Raw genomic sequence first — 18,629 nt, 5'->3', positions numbered from 1 at the left:
GATATTCAGCGACCCAGCGAGCCACTCATGAATACCTTTAAAGCCTTCCGCGTCCACACGATTGACAGCGAGGCCGTCTGCCGTTTTGAAAACCTGGATCTGGGCGACCTCGATCCGGGAGCCGTGACCATCCGCGTCGCGTTCTCCGCCGTCAATTACAAAGACGCCATGGCGGCGCGAGGTGTGGGTAAGAATGTACGCACTGATCGCCCCTGTGTAACCGGAGTGGATTTATCAGGCATAGTGATCAGCTCGCAAGACCCCAGGTTTATGAAGGGAGACTCGGTCATCGCGACCAACTACGGCCTTGGCAATACACACGATGGCGGCTATTCGGAGTATGCGCGCATTCCCGCAGACTGGATCGTTCCCTTACCCACAGGCCTGTCCCTCTATGAGGCTATGGCGCTGGGCACATCCGGCCTTACCGCTGCGCTGGCGGTCGATCGTCTGGAACAGTCCGGCCTAAGCCCGGACTCGGGCCCCATTGCTGTCACGGGCGCCAGCGGTGGGGTTGGCTGCCTGGCGGTGGACATACTCGCCGGACGGGGTTACGAAGTCGTCGCCATCTCTGGCAAGCCAGAGCAAATAGACTTCCTGAAGTCGATCGGTGCGACACGCGTAATGCATCGAGAAGAGTTCCTTTCCCGTAAAGCACCGCTTGTCACCAACCCCGAGTTCGCAGGCGCGATAGACAACGTAGGCGGGATCATGCTCGATCGTCTGACCGCTCAATTACGCCCTCACGGCAAGGTCGCCATAAGCGGTATGGTTCAAATCGAACTACAAAGTACGGTATTGCCGTTCGTTCTTCGTTCAATAGACATACTGGGAATAAATGTATCAAGGCAACTCGCTATGCCCGAGCGCCTGCATCTCTGGAAGCGTCTGGCGACCGACCTCAAGCCCAGGTACCTGAACATGATTTCACGCCCGATTGAGTTCGAAAAACTCGATCAGGTCATGGACAGCTTCTTCAATGTTTCGACAGTCGGCCGAGTTGTCATTGAAATAAACGACAAGGCCCCGAATAGGTAGATATGAACACGGGATCCATTCCCGACATAAGCAAGGAGGATGACGATGAAAACAATATGGACGAGACGACAATATCTGGGCGCACTTGGTGGAACAATACTCGCCCTTCAAGGCGGACTAACTGAATCCCATTCTGCGGAAAAGCGCATACGCAAGCTCATTGTTCCCCAAGGGCCGGGAGGTACCGTCGACATTATCGGGCGAGCGTTTACCGATTTCATTCAACAATCGGGCAAGACTCCGACGATCACTGAGAACAAACCGGGGGCAGCGGGAGAAATCGCAGCGGACTATGTAGCTCGTTCACCAGCAGATGGCATGACCTTGCTGGTGGGCAACAGCAGCACGATGGTCGTCAACCCCCAAGTCAAGAAGGTCAGATATGATCCACTGCGCGATTTCCAGTGCTTGGGGGGTATTGTATTGGCGGACACCATCATGGTGGCAAATGCCTCCTTGGGATTCAAAACACTAAACGACGTTATTAGCTATGCTCGTGCGCATCCGGGCAAGCTGGCGTTTGCTTCCAACGGGGTCGGAGGGGCCTTCCATCTCGGCATGGAATATTTCCAAGCACTGACGGGAACCAAACTCCTTCACGTCCCATTCAATAGCGCCGCTCAAGCCGAACTGGCGCTGGTGAGCAACCAAGTGGCATTGATGATCGCCAACACCGGCCCTGTCGTCGAATTTATCCGCAAGGGGAAAGTTACGCCGCTTGCCGTTGTCGGCGAAAAGCCCTCGATTGATCTGCCGAATCTCGTCATTGCGTCACACATCATTCCAGGATTTGTCGTCAATACCTGGGTGGCCGTGTATGCGCCAGCGGCAACTCCCGAAAATACTGCCGTCCAGTTGAATTCGACACTGAATAAGTATCTGAAAGATCCCCGAGGCAAGACGTTGTTTCAACGACAAGGCCTTATTCCCATTCCCGGCACGCTCACCGACGCCGCGCGCTGGAACCGCCAGGAGATGAAAACTTGGGGGAAAATCGTGGACGCAGTGAAAGCAAGAGGAGCCATTTCATAAATGGCATGCCTATAAATAGCCCTGTTCCCCGATTTCTCATATCCGGAAAGTCAGGCTCAGCTTATCCACAGAGACTTACGCGACTAGAGCTTAGAGCGCACCCGCTTGCCGAAGGTCGATGATCTCCTCCTCAGTGAAGTCCCAGTCCTTGAGTACGGCTGCAACATCGCCAGCCCTTGAAGGAGGGGTGGGGAGGCTGGTCGACGTCCGAGAAAAACGGGGCGCCGGCGCAGGTTGAACGATTCCACCCACGTTGATGAAAGTCTGGCGGAACTCATTATGCGGATGTTTTGGCGCTTCATCCATATCCAGGACGGGCGCTATGCAGGCGTCACTGCCCTCGAACAACTCGCACCACTCGTCTCGTGTGCGCCTGGCCAGCAATGAGGCTAGCTTTTCTTTTAGAAACGGCCACTGCTCGCGTCGCCATTGATCGTCGAAGGCTGGATCCGTAATGCCTAGTTTTTCTAACAAGAGCGCATAAAACTGGGGCTCGATGGCACCAACGGCCAGCCATTTTCCGTCACGACATTGATAAGTGTCGTAAAAGTGTGCGCCACCATCGAGCAAATTGCTGGCGCGACTTTGCTTCCACTGACCCATCGCCTTCAGTGTGTATATCATTGACATCAACAAGGCGGTGCCATCTGTCATCGCTGCATCGACGACCTGGCCGCGGCCGGAATTACGTGCCTCGACCACTGCGGCAAGTAGCCCGACAACCAACAACATCGCACCACCACCGCAGTCCGCGACCAGATTCAGAGGCACCACAGGCTTTCCTTCGCCGCCTCCTATTGCATGCAAGGCACCGGTAAGCGAGAGGTAGTTGATATCGTGTCCGGCGGCGTGCGCCAATGGCCCGATCTGCCCCCATCCAGTCATGCGGCCATATATTAGCCTCGGATTGTTCTTCAAGCATATCTCGGGCCCCAGGCCAAGGCGCTCCATCACACCTGGCCTGAAACCTTCGACGAGTACATCAGCTCGAGCGATCATGCGCGCTGCGGCGTTTACCCCTGCGGACTTTTTCAAATCGAGTACTACAACCCGTTTGCCGCGATTCAGAATGTCAAGCCTAGGGTCGAATATGGGCGCCACATTGCGACGCTCGCGATCTACCTTGCGCTCTATGCGCACGACTTCCGCCCCAAGATCCGCAAGTAACATCGCGCCCATCGGCGCCGGCCCAAGAGCGGCAAATTCGACGACTTTAATACCGGCAAGCGGCCCCATGCTATACCTCCCCACTGCGGCAAGAGACTGGTTTCATCGCTCTGCTATTGCTCGGCCGATGACTAAACGCTGGATGTCGTTAGTGCCTTCATATATTTGTGTAACCCGCACATCACGAGCAATACGCTCGACAGAGGCCTCATCGGTGTAGCCACAGCCTCCATGAACTTGAATCGCCGCCGAACAGACTTGCTCCGCCATCTCCGATGCATACATCTTCGCCATGGAGGCTTCTATCAGGCACGGCCTACCCGCGTCTTTCAAGGCGGCGGCGCGCCATACCATCAATCGTGCGGCATCTATTCGGGTAGCCATATCCGCCAAGCGGAAACTTATCGCCTGATGCCGAATGATGGGAGATCCGAAGGTACTGCGCTCGCAGGCATATGCGGCAGCCGCTTCGAATGCAGCGCGAGCCATGCCCACAGCTTGTGCGGCAATACCTATACGTCCCGCTTCTAGATTCGAAAGAGCTATTTTGTATCCTTGCCCCGCTTCGCCAATCATGGCCGAGTCTGGGATACGGCAATTTTCAAAGATAATCTGTGCCGTATCAGACGCATGTTGTCCCATTTTGCGTTCAATGCGAGCGACCTTGTAACCGGGATTAGAGGTTGGAACCAGAAAGCACGAAATGCCATTCTTTCCGAGCGCCTTGTCAGTTACCGCAAAGACAATGGCCACATCAGCGTGCGAGCCAGTAGTAATGTATTGCTTGACGCCATTGATGACGAAACTACTCCCTTCGCGTTCAGCGCGCGTGACAATAGCCGAAGCGTCCGAGCCCGTATGCGGCTCTGTCAGGCAGAAACAGCCTAGTTTCTCGCCTCTGGCCAACGGCACCAACCATTCCCTCTTCTGGCCCATGCCGCCATAGCGGCTGAGGATTCCACACACCAAAGAATTCTGAACACTGACAATGGTAGAGGTTGCCCCGTCGCCGGCCGCCACCTCTTCCAGGGCCAGAACCAAGCACATGGTATCCAAACCTGCCCCACCCCATTCTTCGGAAACGCACATTCCCATACCCCCCAGCTTGCCGAACTCCCGCAGCGCGTCGGCAGGAAAAGTATGGTTCCTGTCCCAATCTGCGGCATAGGGAACGAGCCGCTCTTGTGCAAATGCACGCATTGCGTCACGCACCATTTCTTGTTCCTGGCTCAGAATCATGCTCTTCCCTCTTGAGATGGTATTGGTCAACTACGCAATTCTTGCATCGGGTATGTCGAGGCGACGGGCCGTGAAATACCGCCCACAGCCGGTAGCCCACTCGCTTCAAACGAAACGCCCATCTTTCGAGTCTATAAAATTTATCGGGCTGTTTCTATGCCTAAATCGCTCAAGCTACATGCTAGAATTTGCCACTCACCTTCGACACCGGTGATATGCGCACGGGCACTCCCGAGAAAGGAACAATATCCATTTGCTTCGTCAACGAAGCACTGGTTTGTGTGCGTGCAAATGGAATGGATCAAAGCCTTCTGCTAAGCCAGGCGGGCATCCCACTCGATCTACTTGGAGCCCCACGGGCACGCGTTTCATCCAGACAATACGGCCAATTATGGCGGCTGATTGCCAAAACACTGGACGACGAATTTTTTGGCATGGACGAGCATCCGATGAAAGCAGGAAGCTTCGCTCTGCTTTGCCGCACCGTGATCCACAGCGACTCGCTCGAACAAGCTTTACACCGTGCCTTACGTTTTCTCAGGCTAATACTCGATGGCCTAAGCGGGGAGCTAGTGCGAGATGAAAAGTACGCCCGCATCATCCTGCATGACAAACCGACAAGAGCCCCGGGCGTTTTTCCTGCACCCAAACGGGCCTTCACTTACGGAACTTTTTTCGTCATTCTGCATGGCCTAGCCTGTTGGCTGGTGAACCGTAGAATTCCCCTGCTGTCGGCATCTTTCCGCTGTCCGGAGCCCGATTACAGCGCTGAATTGCGGGCTTTCTTGTCCCCGAACCTGGAATTCCTCTGCCAAACCTCCGCAATAGCCTTCGATGCAGAATACCTGGATATGAAAATTATTCAGAGCGAGCGCAGCATGAAAGAGTTCCTCCGTGATGCACCCGCCAACTTCCTTGTAAAGTACCGCGACAGCGCAAGCCTGACCGCCCGAATAAGACAGTATTTACGCGAGACGCCGCCGCAGGAGTGGCCGGGGCTGTCCGCCCTGGCCGGACGATATCATCTGTCGGCAGCGGCACTGCGACGCAGGCTTGGTGGCGAGGGCCAGTCCTATCGCTCGATCAAGAACGACATGCGCCGGGACATAGCAATTTCGCTGCTTACCGATACCGATCAACGCATCACCGATATTGCTGCCGCGCTAGGCTTCTCGGAGAGCAGTGCTTTTTACCGAGCGTTCAAAAATTGGACCGGCATACGGCCCAATGAGTACCGATCGGCTTCCCGAGACACAACCTCACACGCTTAACTCATTTGAGCCGCTCTCGGGAACAAGCGGGTTTGCACGGGCCGAATAATGAATCATCCGAAGCTATGCGTGCTGGCCGTCCAACCCAAGTCGATATAACATCTACTGGAGCCAATTCGGCTGGCTGAAAAATTGGCTTCTAGCCGAGTAACTATACTTGGGCCTTTACTTTGCAAAGGCTGCACAGCTTCGTCATTCACACTAATGTCGATCAAGAGGAGGCGCAGTGCACTTCGACATCATTGATTTGCGCCTATTTACGCATATTGCGGAAGCGGGAAACCTGACCAAAGGAGCAGATCGTGCCGCACTTTCGCCAGCGGCGGCCAGCGCACGGCTAAAGGCCCTAGAGGCTCAACTTGGTCAACGACTGTTTTATCGAGATAGCCGAGGTGTGACTCTTACCGCAGCGGGTGAAACGCTGCTGCGACACGCTCGCGTCATTTTGCGCCAGGTAGAGCATGTACGGACAGATTTTTCTGCGGATCCAACGACGGCAGCCGGTCATTTCCGCTTATTTGCCAATACCACGGCAATCAACGAAATCCTTCCCAAGGTTCTGGCAGATTTCCTCGGGGAGCGCCCGCATGTCGCCGTCCATATCGAAGAGCGAAATACCCACGACGTCGTTCGTAGCATTCTGGATAGCAGTGCCGATGTAGGCGTGGTTGCAGGCGTCGTGACTACTGAAGGTTTGGAAAGTCGATGCTTCAGCACTGATCGCCTTGTGCTCGTTACGCCACCCCGGCACCCTCTGGCTGGCCTTACGGTCGCAGCCTTTTCCGAGACCATGGGCTACCCCCACGTGGGACTGCGTGGTAGTACATTGCAAGAGTTCCTTGTGCAAAAGGCGCGCTTGGCAGAACGCCGTTTGGATATGCGAATCTTGATGGGCAGCTTCGAGTCCATGTGTTGCATGATCGAATCAGGCGTCGGAATCGGAGTACTGCCCGAAAGCGCTGCGCTAAGGCATTCACAACATGCAAAGTTGCGCGTTATCCAGCTTTCCGATGAGTGGTCAATACGAGAGAGACGCGTCTTATATCGTGAACTTGATGCTCTGCCGGCCTGTGCCCGAGCTTTTGTCAATTTGCTTTGTAAATAGACAGACCATTACCCAGACAGCGCACATAGATCCGTGTTTCGACGTTGACAAAACAAGTTAGTATTATTTCGGTAATAACACCACGCAACCTAAGTCTCCGCTCAGATGCCTAAACCGTATTAATCTACTTGTGGGGCTGCAATCCTAAAACTATTGTAGTTCATGTTTTTTTTCGGTCGACACCGCACCTTCTGATTGAGTCGCAGCAAGAAAAACATCGACAAACAGTGAAAGTGGCTCGCTGGATTTTCTTAATTTACTTCTCAAAACTGCACCCTGCCATCCTATGAAGAAAAACTGAGCTTGCCGCCGTACGTCAACACTTTTAGAAATGTCACCACAATCCACGCCTTCTTGTAAGCATTGCGCCAAAACATCTTCCCATGACTGCATGATTTCATTGAGAAGAGATGCGATATGATTATCCATAGATGCTAATTCCTGCCCGAGATTACCCACCAAGCATCCGCGCCTAAATTCAAATTTTTCCATTCCAGCGATTGCTTGCGCTGCGAAATCTTGCACTCGATCCAATGGAGGTCGAGATGGATTCAAAAGTATTTCTTCATACTTTTTGTTGTAGTATTCACGACATTTTTCAATTACCGCTATAAGAAACGCTTGTTTGCTTTCAAAGAAATGATAGAAGGAGCCTTTAGCTACGCCCGCAATTTTCAAGACTTCTTCGATGCCAATGGCATGAAATCCGCGTTCAGTCAATAATTCAGTGCCACACCAGATAAGCTTTTCCCTGGTGCCCAAATGAGCCATTGCAATTTCATTTCTACTTCGTCTTGAACGCCTCGCTCCAGTTGTCTCGGGAGCCGAAATACGTGTAGTCGTGTAGAGAGTATTCATGGTGAAATTTTCATGTAAATTTGCGTAACTTATTACTGCTGTCCATACAGTCTACTTCGAAGTTGGATTTTACGCATAGCGGCCGCGATCCATAACATATACAGATTGAGGCGCCATGTAACCGTACTTAAATTTGCGGCTTAGTAGCCTCTCTGGCCTGCCTTCATTCTGCCGAAACTGTGGCTACCATCCCGCCAGACGAGGATGGGAGTATCTCGTTGCTCTCCGCGAGAAGCATACCCTTGCTCCAATCTTGAAGCTTTATAACTGCCGACGCACCACGCTTATCTTGTCCAGGGCCTCTTGATGCAAGCCATGAACGGCCAGCACGAAGCACAGGAAGGCCAGGAACATCACATCAGGCGTTTCAATGCGAGAGAAGGCGCACCGAAAGCCTTTCAAGCACCGAAGCAACCGTTCGACTTCGTTGCGATGTTTATCTTATATATCTCGCTGTCATATCCTCAGGGAGCGGGCCACCGCGCATTCGAAAGCACGGCTAGGATGAGCACAAGGTGCAGGGCCAACTGGCGTGTCCCGTTTTCCACGTGGGTCGAGCCTGTCAGCAGATGGACAGGGTGCGTGGTGGGCCCCAAGCTCTGCAGCGCGTCAAGCGCCTTGTCGGGTACGCCGACTGGCCCTACGATGCATACGTGTGTAGATCGCATGCCAGTTACCAACGCGCTTGGCAGGCCACGCCATTTTCAGTCATGCTCGGCAACGTACAGCATCACGTTGACGACTTGTAGGTCGATCATGCTGATGTTGCCTCGATACTTGAATAAGCAATCCTCGACGAGGGCGAACTGATCTTCATAAGTCACAGTATCACTATTCTGCAACTGAAACGCAATTAGCGCTAATACACCTAGACGACTTTCATGTATCGCTTACCGCGCGCGAAACTTTCAGCCGTAAGGTCTAGCAGCTGCTAGACCTAGAATTTGATCTGCGGCGCACAACCATACAGAACATCGATTTGTCCCCTAGCCAACGCGATCCGCAAACTCACCTCGCCAGCTACGCAGCAGGTTCTGACGCCAGAGACACAGTCGGCTCGGATGTAGTTCGCGTTCGCCATGCTACCTCCTTCCACCGTTAAAAAGAAATTGAGTAGTTGTTCAATTCCCTGGTACTTAAATTCTTGGCTAAAGCGGCGCCGGGAAAAAGGCGGTGCGACACTGTGGCAATCTTCTATTTACTCGTTACTTCCAATCTATTTTCGGCTGGAATCAATTGAGAGCATTAGGGGCCTACGCATAAAGCGACATTAAATGACTGCTTACGTTTGTCGAGCATTCCGTCTAACGTAGATCAGGACATTGCGGAATACCGACTTCTAACAGACACAGATCTGCGCGAAGACAGCCATACGACTATCGATATACGGGTATTCCCTAGCTTGCACATGTTGGAGTAGATCGGTCTACTCTAATTTGTCGATGATATTGAGCGAGAACTATCTGAACAATGCTCGCTGCAATCACAACGCGTTGTGATTGCAGCGGTGTGATGTACTAAGGCGACTCAGAAACGCAACTTGGATTTTGAGGCAAGAGATCCATACACGCGGCCACACAAGTTGTTCGGGCATGCCACACTGAGCGCCACTGATAAATCGTCGATTACTTGTGAATTGCTGTAGCTAGAACCTAATCCATTGATACTAAGCAGAACCACAATACACAGCCGTACCTAACACCTTGGAGGAAATACACAATGAAAATAGGCCGCAGACGTTTCAACTCTTATATTGGCGGGTTGGTTGTATCTGGTGTGTCAAATCTCACACTAGCCCAATCTCGCAAGACAATCTCTATAGTAGTCCCGAGCAATCCTGGCGGTGCGTCTGATATTTTGGCGAGAGCTCTCGCGGAAAACATTGCAAGAGGATTTAAGGCGTCGTCCATTGTTTTAAACAAGCCCGGTGCATCGGGCGAAATCGCTGCCCTTTTTGTTGAAAACACACCTATTGAGTCGCCGGCGTTACTGCTTGGAAATAGCTCCACTATGGCTATAAACCCACAGGTTAAACCCGTTCATTACGATCCACGAAAGGATTTTCGCCCCATAGGGGCCGTAATAATCGCAGATACTGTTTTTGTCGCCAACCCCTCAAAGGGATTTAAGTCATTGGCCGATGTGGTTAAATATGCCAAAGAAAATGAAGGTAAATTAACCTACGCGTCTAACGGTATTGGAAGCGCCTACCATCTAGCAATGGCGTATTTTGAGTCCTTGGCCGGCATAAAATTATTGCATGTGCCCTTCACTGGTGCTGCACCTGCCGAGCTCGCAGTAGTTTCAAAACAAGTTGATCTAATGATCACTAATACCGCATCGTCCTTGCCACGTATTAAAAGCGGGCAGTTAACCGCGCTCGCAATTATGGGGTCTGTCCCATCTTACGGCCTTCCCGAGGTTCCACTGGCAAGCAAATACATAAATAGCCTTGTTACTGACACCTGGCTCTGCGTATTTGCACCAGCACGGCTAGATGACGACAGTGCCAACAAATTGAATTCCTCGATCGAAGGCTACTTAAAAGGTAGCGCAGGAAAAGAGTTTCTGCGTTCAAGCGGATTTATACACCTAGATGTCCCGCTAAACAGAATACCCGACTGGTTTTCCAAGCAATGGAATACTTGGGGAAAAATCATTGCTATTGCTCGGGAAAGCGGGCCGTTGGAGTGATTTTTCATGCAATAGAACTCGTGAACGAGAAAATTCTATTGCCGGATCCGATAATAGGTCGAGAGGGCCTGTGTTAGCACACGAACCGATAGCTAGGCTGTACCTCAGCATGGATTTCAAGTGTTAGTTATACGAAATAGAACCATGCACTCTGGAGCTCCGAACGAATATCACTATTAAATTGCACACGTTGCTTGCGCATGCCGATATATGAGTGATTGGGCACGCATGGACACAGAGCAGATAAAAGGCGCAACAAGCAAATGCTGAGAAGCAACTTAGAGAGGTTCAGGACACACCAACCCTCACCTGGGAACGTTTAGCATTCTGAAGGCTTCGTCGACTTTTCTCGGCCAAGGGCGCTTTCTATAAATTTATTTCGTATGAGCAAATATCATGGGTGGAAATGAGGGCATGCATCAAAAAAAACATAATAGTGGAGTTCTGCGCGGCGTTCGCATACTTGATATGGCGACGTTTGTCGCCGCGCCATTTGCGGCGACTCTCTGTGCAGACCTAGGTGCGGAGGTGGTCAAGCTCGAACTCCCAGGAGGGAAAGATCCGCTAAGAACCTTTCCCCCCCTGCAGGACGGCCAATCGCTCTACTGGAAAGTATCCAATCGCGGGAAACGTGGCCTTACCCTAGATGTGCGAACACCAGCAGGTAAAGAGGCTTTCCTTAAAATACTTCCACACTTCGATGTATTAGTTGAGAACTTCCGCACTGGAACACTTGACAGCTGGGGGCTAGATTTTTCGACGATTCACAAAATCAATCCATCCTTATCTGTTTTACGCCTAACTGGGTTTGGTCAAACAGGCCCATACAAGAAGCGCGCCGGCTTCGCGCGAGTTTTTGAGGCTATGAGCGGCTTGGCACATCTGACCGGAGAGGCAGACGGCCCCCCGCAACATATGAACTATCCAATAGGAGATATGATTGCTGGCGTCTTTGGTGCATTTTCGATAACCGCTGCGCTGGTCGAGCGCGCTAAAAATCCAGAACAGCCAGGACGGGAAATTGACTTATCCGCTACCGAGTCAATCTTTAGGCTTCTAGAGGTACTTCCCGTCGAATATGACCAGCAAGGCACTATTCGAGAACGAACCGGCTCGTTTTCTGCAATCGCAGCTCCTTCTAATGTTTATCAGACATGTGATAAGTTATGGATAACTTTGTCGGCCTCCTCGGATCTCATGTTTAAAAGATTGTGCGGAGTGATGAATGTAAATTATTTGACCCAAGATGAGCGATATGCCACGTTAAAAGCGAGACTAAATAATATATCAGAGGTCAATACACTGGTTGCCGATTGGTGCAAAAAAAATGATTTCAAATATATTGAAAGCATGCTGAATGAAGCGGGTGTCCCCTGCAGTCGTATCAATAGTATGGCCGATATAGCAAAGGATCCTCAATTCTTGTCGCGACGTGCCATTGTTCCAATGAGCGACCCAGATTTCGGGACTATTGCATCACCATGCGTGGTTCCGCGCTTTTCTGATACTTATGTTGATGAGGTTCCACGCAGTGGCCCAGCTGTCGGAGAGGATACAGACGTTTTGCTGGCGAGCTATGGGTTTCCTGTTGACGAAATCCTAAAGCTGCGCCAACTCGGTATTATTTAAATACCCAACACACACTTCCCACAAGCAGTCGATTATCTTTTCTTATGAAAAAAAATACCGACCTCAAAAAAAACCTTCCCCCGAGCGCCGATTCGTTGCTTGAAAAGCTACTTTATTTGCGCTATAGCTGTCGAGGGTTCAAATCTGAGTGCGTGCCAAAAGAGAAAATCGAACGTATTTTATATCTAGCGCAACGCACAGCCTCCTGGACCAATGTGCAACCATGGAAAGTACATATTATCGATAATGAAGCTATTGAGGCTTTTCGCGATATCATGGTTTCTGCGGCAAGTAAGCCGCCTCACGATTCGGACTTGCCGTGGCCTGACGAATATCAAGGTATTTACCGTGACCGCCGTCGGGAGTGCGGTTGGGGCCTTTACGAAAGCCTGGGAATTCAGAAAGGGGATCGTCAAGCCTCTGGGCATCAGGCCATGAGGAATTTCCGATTCTTCGATGCACCTCATATTGCGATTATCACGTCTGATCGGTCATTAGGAGTATACGGGGCAATAGACTGTGGGGCATATATCAGCAATTTCATGCTTGCAGCGACCAGTTTAGGCATTGCGACCATAGCCCAAGCGGCACTGGCATCTCGGTCGTCGGCCATTCGCAATTACTTAAAATTACCAGATGATCGCGTGGTCGTGTGTGGAATTTCCTTTGGCTTCTCCGATGATGAACACCCCGCTAACTCCTTCCGAACCGGTAGGGCGCCACTTAACGAGGTAATAAGTTGGATAGAGTAAAGGCCACCCTTTCGGAATGCTCCGATCTGAAGACAGTCACTTATATGGCGCATGAATCTGATGGGGAGAGATTGGCAACTAAAAAATGCATGAATCGATCAACATTGCAATATCATGAGCCTCACAATGAATAAAGCCGCTTTAAATATGCAGTCTGACAAAAGACAGACTATCGTTGACGCGGTAATTGAATCTCGTAGCTCAATTCGCGCCTTCACTGCGCAAGAGGTTCCGAAGGACGAAATTATGCAGATACTGCGTGTGGCTTCTAGGGCGCCTAGTGGTACGAACTGCCAGCCCTGGAAGGTCTATGTGCTGCGCGGGAAGAACCGGGCCGATCTTGTCGATAAGATATGCCGAGTACACGATCAAATCTATGCAGACAGCTTGATTGGGGCAAAGTATCTGGAGGAATATGACTATTATCCGAGGAAGTGGTTCGAACCCTATCTTGCGCGCCGCCGGCAGAATGGATATGCGTTATATGCGTTGCTTGGAATCGAGAAAGGTGACAAGGCTCGCATGCATGCTCAGCACCAGCGCAACTTCAGATTCTTTGACGCTCCGATAGGCATGATCTTCACAATAGACCGTAATCTAGGTCATGGCTCATTGGTCGACTGTGGTATGTTCTTGCAGAACCTGATGCTTGCGGCTAAATCACGCGGCATAGACACGTGCCCACAAGCTGCGTGGAACCACTTTGGTCGCATCATCCTCCCTCATGTGGGGGCCGGCCCAAACGAAATGTTGCTATGTGGCATGGCGATTGGCTATGCCAATGGGAATGCGCCCGAGAATAGCCTGCTTACGCCGCGCGTTCCCCCAGAATCGTTTACTACATTTCTTGACTGAAATAAGGGGCAGCCTTGCAACTGGCACCATGCGCTCCCCCTGTGAGTAGACGACAGCCGGTAGAATTTCGGAGTCTCCTCGAGTCGGAGACTCCCTTGAAGAAAAGCAGATTTACCGAAAGCCAGATCGTGGCGGTGCTCGAAGAAGGTGAGGTCGGTATCTCGGCCGCCGAGTTATGCCGTAAGCACGGCATCAGCAGTTCCACGTACAACCAGTGGAAGAGCAAGTACTCGGGCGTGCAGGTGTCCGTCCGAGCTGCAGTGCCTGCGCGAGGTCGTCGAGCAGTTGGTGCAGTCGAGGCTCTCGATCACACACGCCGGTCAGATCGCAGGCCTATCGCGGGCGGCGTACTACAAGATATAAGAAGCCAGCTCTGGCATCTGAACACGATGCCAAGGTTCATTGATGCGCTCAGCGTTGGAGGTTCTAGAAGTGCTTTACGCAGCTACGCTCCAGCAAGTACAAGCCTTCACCGGCCAATGGCACTTGATCAATATTGCCGCGCTGCACGTCCCATATTAGGCGAGGCAAAACCCCCACCGCACAGACAGCGGCGGGAGTAGCCACACTGATACATATCTTACTTAAGGGAAGAGATACCCACCACATCTGTCGTGCCTTGGGGGCTACGCTGTACCCAGGCCGCGGATCGCAGGCATTGATGCGTCTGGCAGTTCAACGGTGCGGGTGAAAACGTCGTTTGCAGGTCGCGGATAGCATCCAGCGCTTTGATGAACCCATCGCGGGTCAAATTTTGGCCCGCATCCTGAAGCGCTTTGACAACCAATTGCCCCGCGGTAATGCCATACAAGTTGTATGCATGGGGTTTGTCCAACGGAAATTTGGCGAGGAGCTTTGCCTTCCATGGCGCGGCCTCCGCTGACGTTAATTGGTACTTAATTGGCGAAATCGTCAGAAATTTATCGGTTGCGCCAGGAATAGCAACTTGATCATAGAACGCCACGGGATCCGGAATCACACTCGTTCCCAAGAAGCTCGGCTTGAAGCCCAATCGTGCGGCGTCCCTCAGGAAGATCGCGGCCGGCTTGGGGTAACTCAGCAGCACCACCATGCCCGCACCGGAACTCTGGATCTTTAGAACCTGAGCGGTCGCGTCATTCGCATCCAGTGAAAGCTCTTCATCTGCCAGAATCTGGATATTTGCTGCCTTCAGCGCCGCCGTCAGCGAATCGTGGCGGTCACGGCCCCATGCATCTGGCTGATTGACGACAGCAACCTTCTTGATACCCTTGTCGACCAAATACTGGGCCTGTAGTTTGCTTTCCAACGCCGAAGTCAACATTGAAGTAAATATATTGCGCACCTTCGGAGCTGAAATCGTGTCGGAGGCAGCGGCGAAGTTCACAAAGGGCGCACCGGAGTTAATGATATCGGGCTTGGCCGCCATCACACCGTTCGAACATGCACCACCGACGATCGCAAACACCTTTTCCGTGAAAAGCAACCGGCGAACAGCCGCGATCGAACCTGCTGGATCACAATGATCATCGACGCGTATCAGTTCTAGCTTGCGCCCATGAATTCCGCCGGCGGCATTGACACCGTCGAATACAACCTCCAGCCCATTCATGGTGTACTTGCCGAACACAAAATTCGCGCCGGTGATCGGGCCGAACGTTCCGATCCGTATCGCTGTATTGCTCACCCCCACTTCCGCCACAGCCGGCACCGTAGCTAGCGTACCCCCTCCGATTGCAACAGACATCACCCACATCAATAATTTTTTCACAAGACTCTCCTTTTCCGAGTTGAAGCGGCGCTCCATGTGGTCAAGCCAGTGTTTCCGAAAGCGAACCCTGACATTCGTTATGCAAGCTGATAGCGAATCTGGACGTCGATGGTTGCCTTGATCGAGTTCGAATACGGGCACACTCGATGCGCTTCTTCGACGAGCGCGGCGGCATCCTCGTGAGATATGGCGGATAGGATGATATCGAGCGTGGCGGACAGGACGAAGCCACCTTCATCACGTTTGACAAGCCCTACTTCCGCGGTAACTTCATTGCGCTCCAGCGTAATCTTCCTAGCACGCGCGAGGGCCTGCAATGTCGCGCCGAAGCAGCCCGCGTAACCCGCAGCAAAAAGCTGCTCCGGGTTGGTTCCGGGAATACCGCTCCCTCCCATTTCCCGGGGCCTGGACAATTGGAGGGCAAGCGCGCCGTCTTCGGTGGCCACACGCCCTTCACGGCCATTGAATGCAGTTGCCCTAGTGGTATACAAAACAGCCATATCAACTCCTATGTTTTAAAGTAGGCGCGCGGCGGCGTTAGCGTCGTAGATCGCCTCAAAGAGGCTGTGAGGCGCAAGCGCATCGCCAACCGTGACAACGGTGATACCCAGACGCTCGATCTCAGACTGCATAACGAACGCACTTATCCCACGAGACGCATATAGAAAACACTCGAACGGGCCATAGTCGACCTGTTCTGCGGAAAACTTGTTTCGCATTAGGGCCCGCCCCTCTCTGATCCCAAGAAGTACGTGGCCAGGCCTCAGCTTCACGCCCTGCTGCTCGAGGCGCTCCATTGCAGTCATTCGGCTATAGATGTTGACATCCCAGAACGGGCTGTCCGGGCTGGAAAAGACCGTTACGTCCGCGCCGCGGAATGCAAGCGTTTCTGCCGCGGACAAACCGGCCCATGAACCAGATTTGTCAAAAATCGCAACATGCCTACCATGGTGGCAAGCCGAAGTATCGGCTATCGCCTCTTCGACCGTCCCCGTCATGCCAGGAGGCAAGGCTTCAACTTGGCTACCGATAGACAGAATCACTACATCCGGCGCAAAGGAGGCAATACCCTGCGGATCTGCCACATGTGCCAATTCGACCTTTGTCGAGGTCCTCTCGAGTTGATCGACCAAGTACTTACGCATCCGCTTCAAGTCAGCACGGCCATGCCCCAGCTCGCCCACCAAGAGTCGGCCGCCAAGCGTGCTACCCGCCTCCCAAAGCACGACATTGTGCCCACGAAGGCTGGCCACCCGCGCAGCTTCAAGTCCGGCGGGCCCTCCTCCGACCACCAGCACACGCTTTCGGTGCCGGGCTGGTTCGGGCGGCTCCGACCATTCGGACTCCTTGCCCATCCGGGGATTCATCATGCATGCAGCAGGTCGATGAAGGGCAATCTGACCTATGCAGTGATTTGATGAGATGCAGGGGCGAATATCGTTCTCATTGCCCTGTATAGTCTTGGCAATGATGTACGGATCGGCCATATGCGCACGATTCATACCTACCATCGCAATCTTGCCAGTGGCCAGTGCGTCTTCGCAGTCCTTCAGAGATGTATAACGGTTCACCGCCAGCAGCGGCATATCTCCGAGCACGTCATGCAGCCGCAGAGTGTCGTCAAGGTATGGATGGGACGGGTAGCTCATGTCAGCGACATGATGACCGATACTTGGCCAGTGATACGCCGCGACCGACGCGTGGACGAATTTACAGCCCTGACGCTGCGCCGCCCGACGTATAGCTTCGAAGCTCTCGTCCTGGCTCATCCCTCCATGCATTAAATCTGCCACTGATACGCGGACACCTATTTCGATTTGCTTTCCCACAGCGCCCAATACTGCATCGAAAACCTCGAGAGGATAACGCAGACGATTCTCGAACGCGCCCCCGTACTCGTCCTCACGGACATTACAAGCCGGAGAAAGAAACTGGTGCAGCAGATGGCCGTGACCAAAGTGAACCTCCAGCCCTTCGAATCCAGCCTCGACCGCAAACCGTGCAGTTCGCACGTAGGAATCCGTGACCTCATCCATTTCGCGTCGAGTCATCGTATGCGGTATTTCTCCGCTGGTCGTCCACGGCACTGGCGACGGCCCCCAGGCAGGCAGGCGATCAGTGAAGTTGTCCGAATGCCTACCGGTATGCGTGATCTGTGTGAACGCCCTAGCGCCTTCAGCCTTAATCGCATCCGTTATGCCGCGCAACTTCGGCAGCGAAGCAGGTACAGCTCCCGATATGCCACCTGCACGACCTAGGGATGTGCGGTGAACCCGCAATGGTTCAAGGAAAATCAGGCCTATACCTCCCTTCGCTCTTTCCACTAGATAGGCCTTGTGGCGATCGGTCGGCAGGAAATTCTCGGCGAAATTGGTGGTATGCGCCGGTAGGAAAATCCGATTTCGAACTTCTACCTTACCAATTCGAAACGGGGTGAATACGTGCGGGTACTTATCGCTTGCCTGCATACTGAGCCTGTGGAAGAAGTTTTCGGGCTAGAACTTCACGACAATGTTCCGCCGCCATCGGCAAGCAAGGTTGTGCCGACGATCGCGGACATTTCTGGAGTCGCGAGTGCGACTATCGGATCCACGATCTCGTCGATCTCCAGGAACCTAGCTACCGGCATCCGAGCGATTACCTGGGCGCAATACTCGGACGACTGGCGTGCCTGCGCAGTCATCGGCGAGGCCACTGGCCCGGGAGCGATGCCGCAGACACGGATGCCCTCCGCAATCCATTCGACTGCTGCGGCCTTAGTAAATTGCGCAATCGCAGCCTTCGAGGCGGCGTAAATAGCGCGACCGCCTGCACCACCAAACGCATGCTGAGTGGAAACATTGATCACAACACCACCACGACCGCCTTGGCTGGTCGACATACGCCGGGCAACGCCAACCGTCAGCTTGATAGATCCGGTTGTATTGATGGCAAAGATGCTATCTATTTCATCCAATGTATGTTCGAACAATGGTTTTCGCAGCACCACGCCCGCATTACTCACCAACACATCGACGACACCGATTTCCTCGCAAGCCCGCAAGATCTGCACATCTTCAGTCTGGTCGCAGACCACGATCCGATCTCGCGCGGTATTTTCGACAAGCCCATCCAGGGCGTGCCGATCGCGATCAATCATCACAATCGACGCACCTTCGTCCCGGAACTTCCGTACCAGTGCTGAGCCGATACCGCCGCAAGCTCCCGTGATCGCCACAATCTTATTGATGAATCGCATG

15 protein-coding genes and 2 pseudogenes are annotated in these 18,629 nt (G+C 52.8%); 9 read left to right on the top strand and 8 right to left on the bottom strand.

Going from position 1 to position 18,629, the window contains the following annotated elements; genetic code table 11:
• Nucleotides 1–27: 27 nt before the first annotated feature.
• Entirely contained in the window at nucleotides 28–1,038 is a 1,011-nt protein-coding gene (locus CEY11_RS06525) for an acrylyl-CoA reductase family protein (RefSeq protein ID WP_088602530.1), read from the top strand.
• A 45-nt stretch (nucleotides 1,039–1,083) separates the two neighbouring features.
• Nucleotides 1,084–2,070: a Bug family tripartite tricarboxylate transporter substrate binding protein gene (locus CEY11_RS06520; protein ID WP_158215209.1), complete on the top strand. Its 987-nt coding sequence runs from the start codon at nucleotides 1,084–1,086 to the stop codon at nucleotides 2,068–2,070.
• A gap of 90 nt (nucleotides 2,071–2,160) precedes the next feature.
• Here the strand turns inward: CEY11_RS06520 and CEY11_RS06515 are convergent, their stop codons facing one another.
• A complete protein-coding gene (locus CEY11_RS06515) occupies nucleotides 2,161–3,306 on the bottom strand; it encodes a CaiB/BaiF CoA transferase family protein (protein ID WP_088602528.1) in 1,146 nt (381 codons plus the stop codon).
• A gap of 33 nt (nucleotides 3,307–3,339) precedes the next feature.
• Entirely contained in the window at nucleotides 3,340–4,476 is a 1,137-nt protein-coding gene (locus tag CEY11_RS06510; RefSeq protein WP_088602527.1) for an acyl-CoA dehydrogenase family protein, read from the bottom strand.
• A gap of 296 nt (nucleotides 4,477–4,772) precedes the next feature.
• On the opposite strand from CEY11_RS06510, the gene CEY11_RS06505 reads away from it, so the two are divergent.
• Together CEY11_RS06505 and CEY11_RS06500 are read left to right on the top strand one after the other, a co-directional pair.
• The gene (locus tag CEY11_RS06505; RefSeq protein WP_233154742.1) at nucleotides 4,773–5,747 is read left to right on the top strand and encodes an AraC family transcriptional regulator; all 975 of its coding nucleotides are present in this window, start codon (nucleotides 4,773–4,775) and stop codon (nucleotides 5,745–5,747) included.
• A 226-nt stretch (nucleotides 5,748–5,973) separates the two neighbouring features.
• Nucleotides 5,974–6,852 (top strand): LysR substrate-binding domain-containing protein, encoded by an 879-nt coding sequence (locus CEY11_RS06500; RefSeq protein ID WP_088602526.1) that lies wholly within the window; start codon nucleotides 5,974–5,976, stop codon nucleotides 6,850–6,852.
• A 150-nt stretch (nucleotides 6,853–7,002) separates the two neighbouring features.
• Here CEY11_RS06500 and CEY11_RS06495 read toward each other — a convergent pair whose 3' ends face one another.
• Both CEY11_RS06495 and CEY11_RS25515 read right to left on the bottom strand, forming a co-directional pair.
• Nucleotides 7,003–7,710, bottom strand: coding sequence for a TetR/AcrR family transcriptional regulator (locus CEY11_RS06495; protein WP_088602525.1), 708 nt, complete (start codon nucleotides 7,708–7,710; stop codon nucleotides 7,003–7,005).
• A gap of 261 nt (nucleotides 7,711–7,971) precedes the next feature.
• Nucleotides 7,972–8,534 (bottom strand): annotated as a pseudogene (locus CEY11_RS25515) (transposase).
• An 895-nt stretch (nucleotides 8,535–9,429) separates the two neighbouring features.
• Here CEY11_RS25515 and CEY11_RS06485 point away from each other — a divergent pair.
• From CEY11_RS06485 to CEY11_RS25675, 5 genes and pseudogenes are all read left to right on the top strand, one after another.
• On the top strand, nucleotides 9,430–10,404 hold the full coding sequence (locus CEY11_RS06485; RefSeq protein ID WP_088602524.1) for a tripartite tricarboxylate transporter substrate binding protein: 975 nt from the start codon (nucleotides 9,430–9,432) through the stop codon (nucleotides 10,402–10,404).
• 414 nt (nucleotides 10,405–10,818) lie between these two features.
• The gene (locus tag CEY11_RS06480; protein ID WP_158215208.1) at nucleotides 10,819–12,033 is read left to right on the top strand and encodes a CaiB/BaiF CoA transferase family protein; all 1,215 of its coding nucleotides are present in this window, start codon (nucleotides 10,819–10,821) and stop codon (nucleotides 12,031–12,033) included.
• A 44-nt stretch (nucleotides 12,034–12,077) separates the two neighbouring features.
• Nucleotides 12,078–12,785, top strand: a complete 708-nt coding sequence (locus tag CEY11_RS06475; RefSeq protein ID WP_088602522.1) for a nitroreductase — start codon at nucleotides 12,078–12,080, stop codon at nucleotides 12,783–12,785.
• Between the two features lie 126 nt (nucleotides 12,786–12,911).
• Entirely contained in the window at nucleotides 12,912–13,640 is a 729-nt protein-coding gene (locus CEY11_RS06470; RefSeq protein ID WP_233154741.1) for a nitroreductase, read from the top strand.
• Nucleotides 13,641–13,735: 95 nt separating this feature from the next.
• Nucleotides 13,736–13,888: pseudogene (locus CEY11_RS25675) on the top strand (transposase); the annotation flags it as partial.
• A gap of 332 nt (nucleotides 13,889–14,220) precedes the next feature.
• On the opposite strand, the gene CEY11_RS06460 reads toward CEY11_RS25675, so the two are convergent.
• From CEY11_RS06460 to CEY11_RS06445, 4 genes are read right to left on the bottom strand one after another with little or no spacing between them, the layout of a single operon-like run.
• Nucleotides 14,221–15,426 carry an ABC transporter substrate-binding protein gene (locus tag CEY11_RS06460; protein WP_088602520.1) on the bottom strand — a complete coding sequence of 402 codons (1,206 nt, stop codon included), beginning with the start codon at nucleotides 15,424–15,426 and terminating at the stop codon, nucleotides 14,221–14,223.
• Nucleotides 15,427–15,467: 41 nt separating this feature from the next.
• Nucleotides 15,468–15,890 (bottom strand): organic hydroperoxide resistance protein, encoded by a 423-nt coding sequence (locus tag CEY11_RS06455; RefSeq protein ID WP_088602519.1) that lies wholly within the window; start codon nucleotides 15,888–15,890, stop codon nucleotides 15,468–15,470.
• A 15-nt stretch (nucleotides 15,891–15,905) separates the two neighbouring features.
• Nucleotides 15,906–17,858 carry an oxidoreductase gene (locus CEY11_RS06450; RefSeq protein WP_088602518.1) on the bottom strand — a complete coding sequence of 651 codons (1,953 nt, stop codon included), beginning with the start codon at nucleotides 17,856–17,858 and terminating at the stop codon, nucleotides 15,906–15,908.
• 35 nt (nucleotides 17,859–17,893) lie between these two features.
• Nucleotides 17,894–18,628: an SDR family NAD(P)-dependent oxidoreductase gene (locus tag CEY11_RS06445; protein WP_088602517.1), complete on the bottom strand. Its 735-nt coding sequence runs from the start codon at nucleotides 18,626–18,628 to the stop codon at nucleotides 17,894–17,896.
• Nucleotide 18,629: the final 1 nt, after the last annotated feature.

The sequence above is a fragment of the Candidimonas nitroreducens genome, from assembly GCF_002209565.1.
GTDB classification, from domain to species: Bacteria; Pseudomonadota; Gammaproteobacteria; order Burkholderiales; family Burkholderiaceae_B; genus Candidimonas; species Candidimonas nitroreducens.
This window is presented reverse-complemented; position numbering and strand designations above follow the sequence as displayed.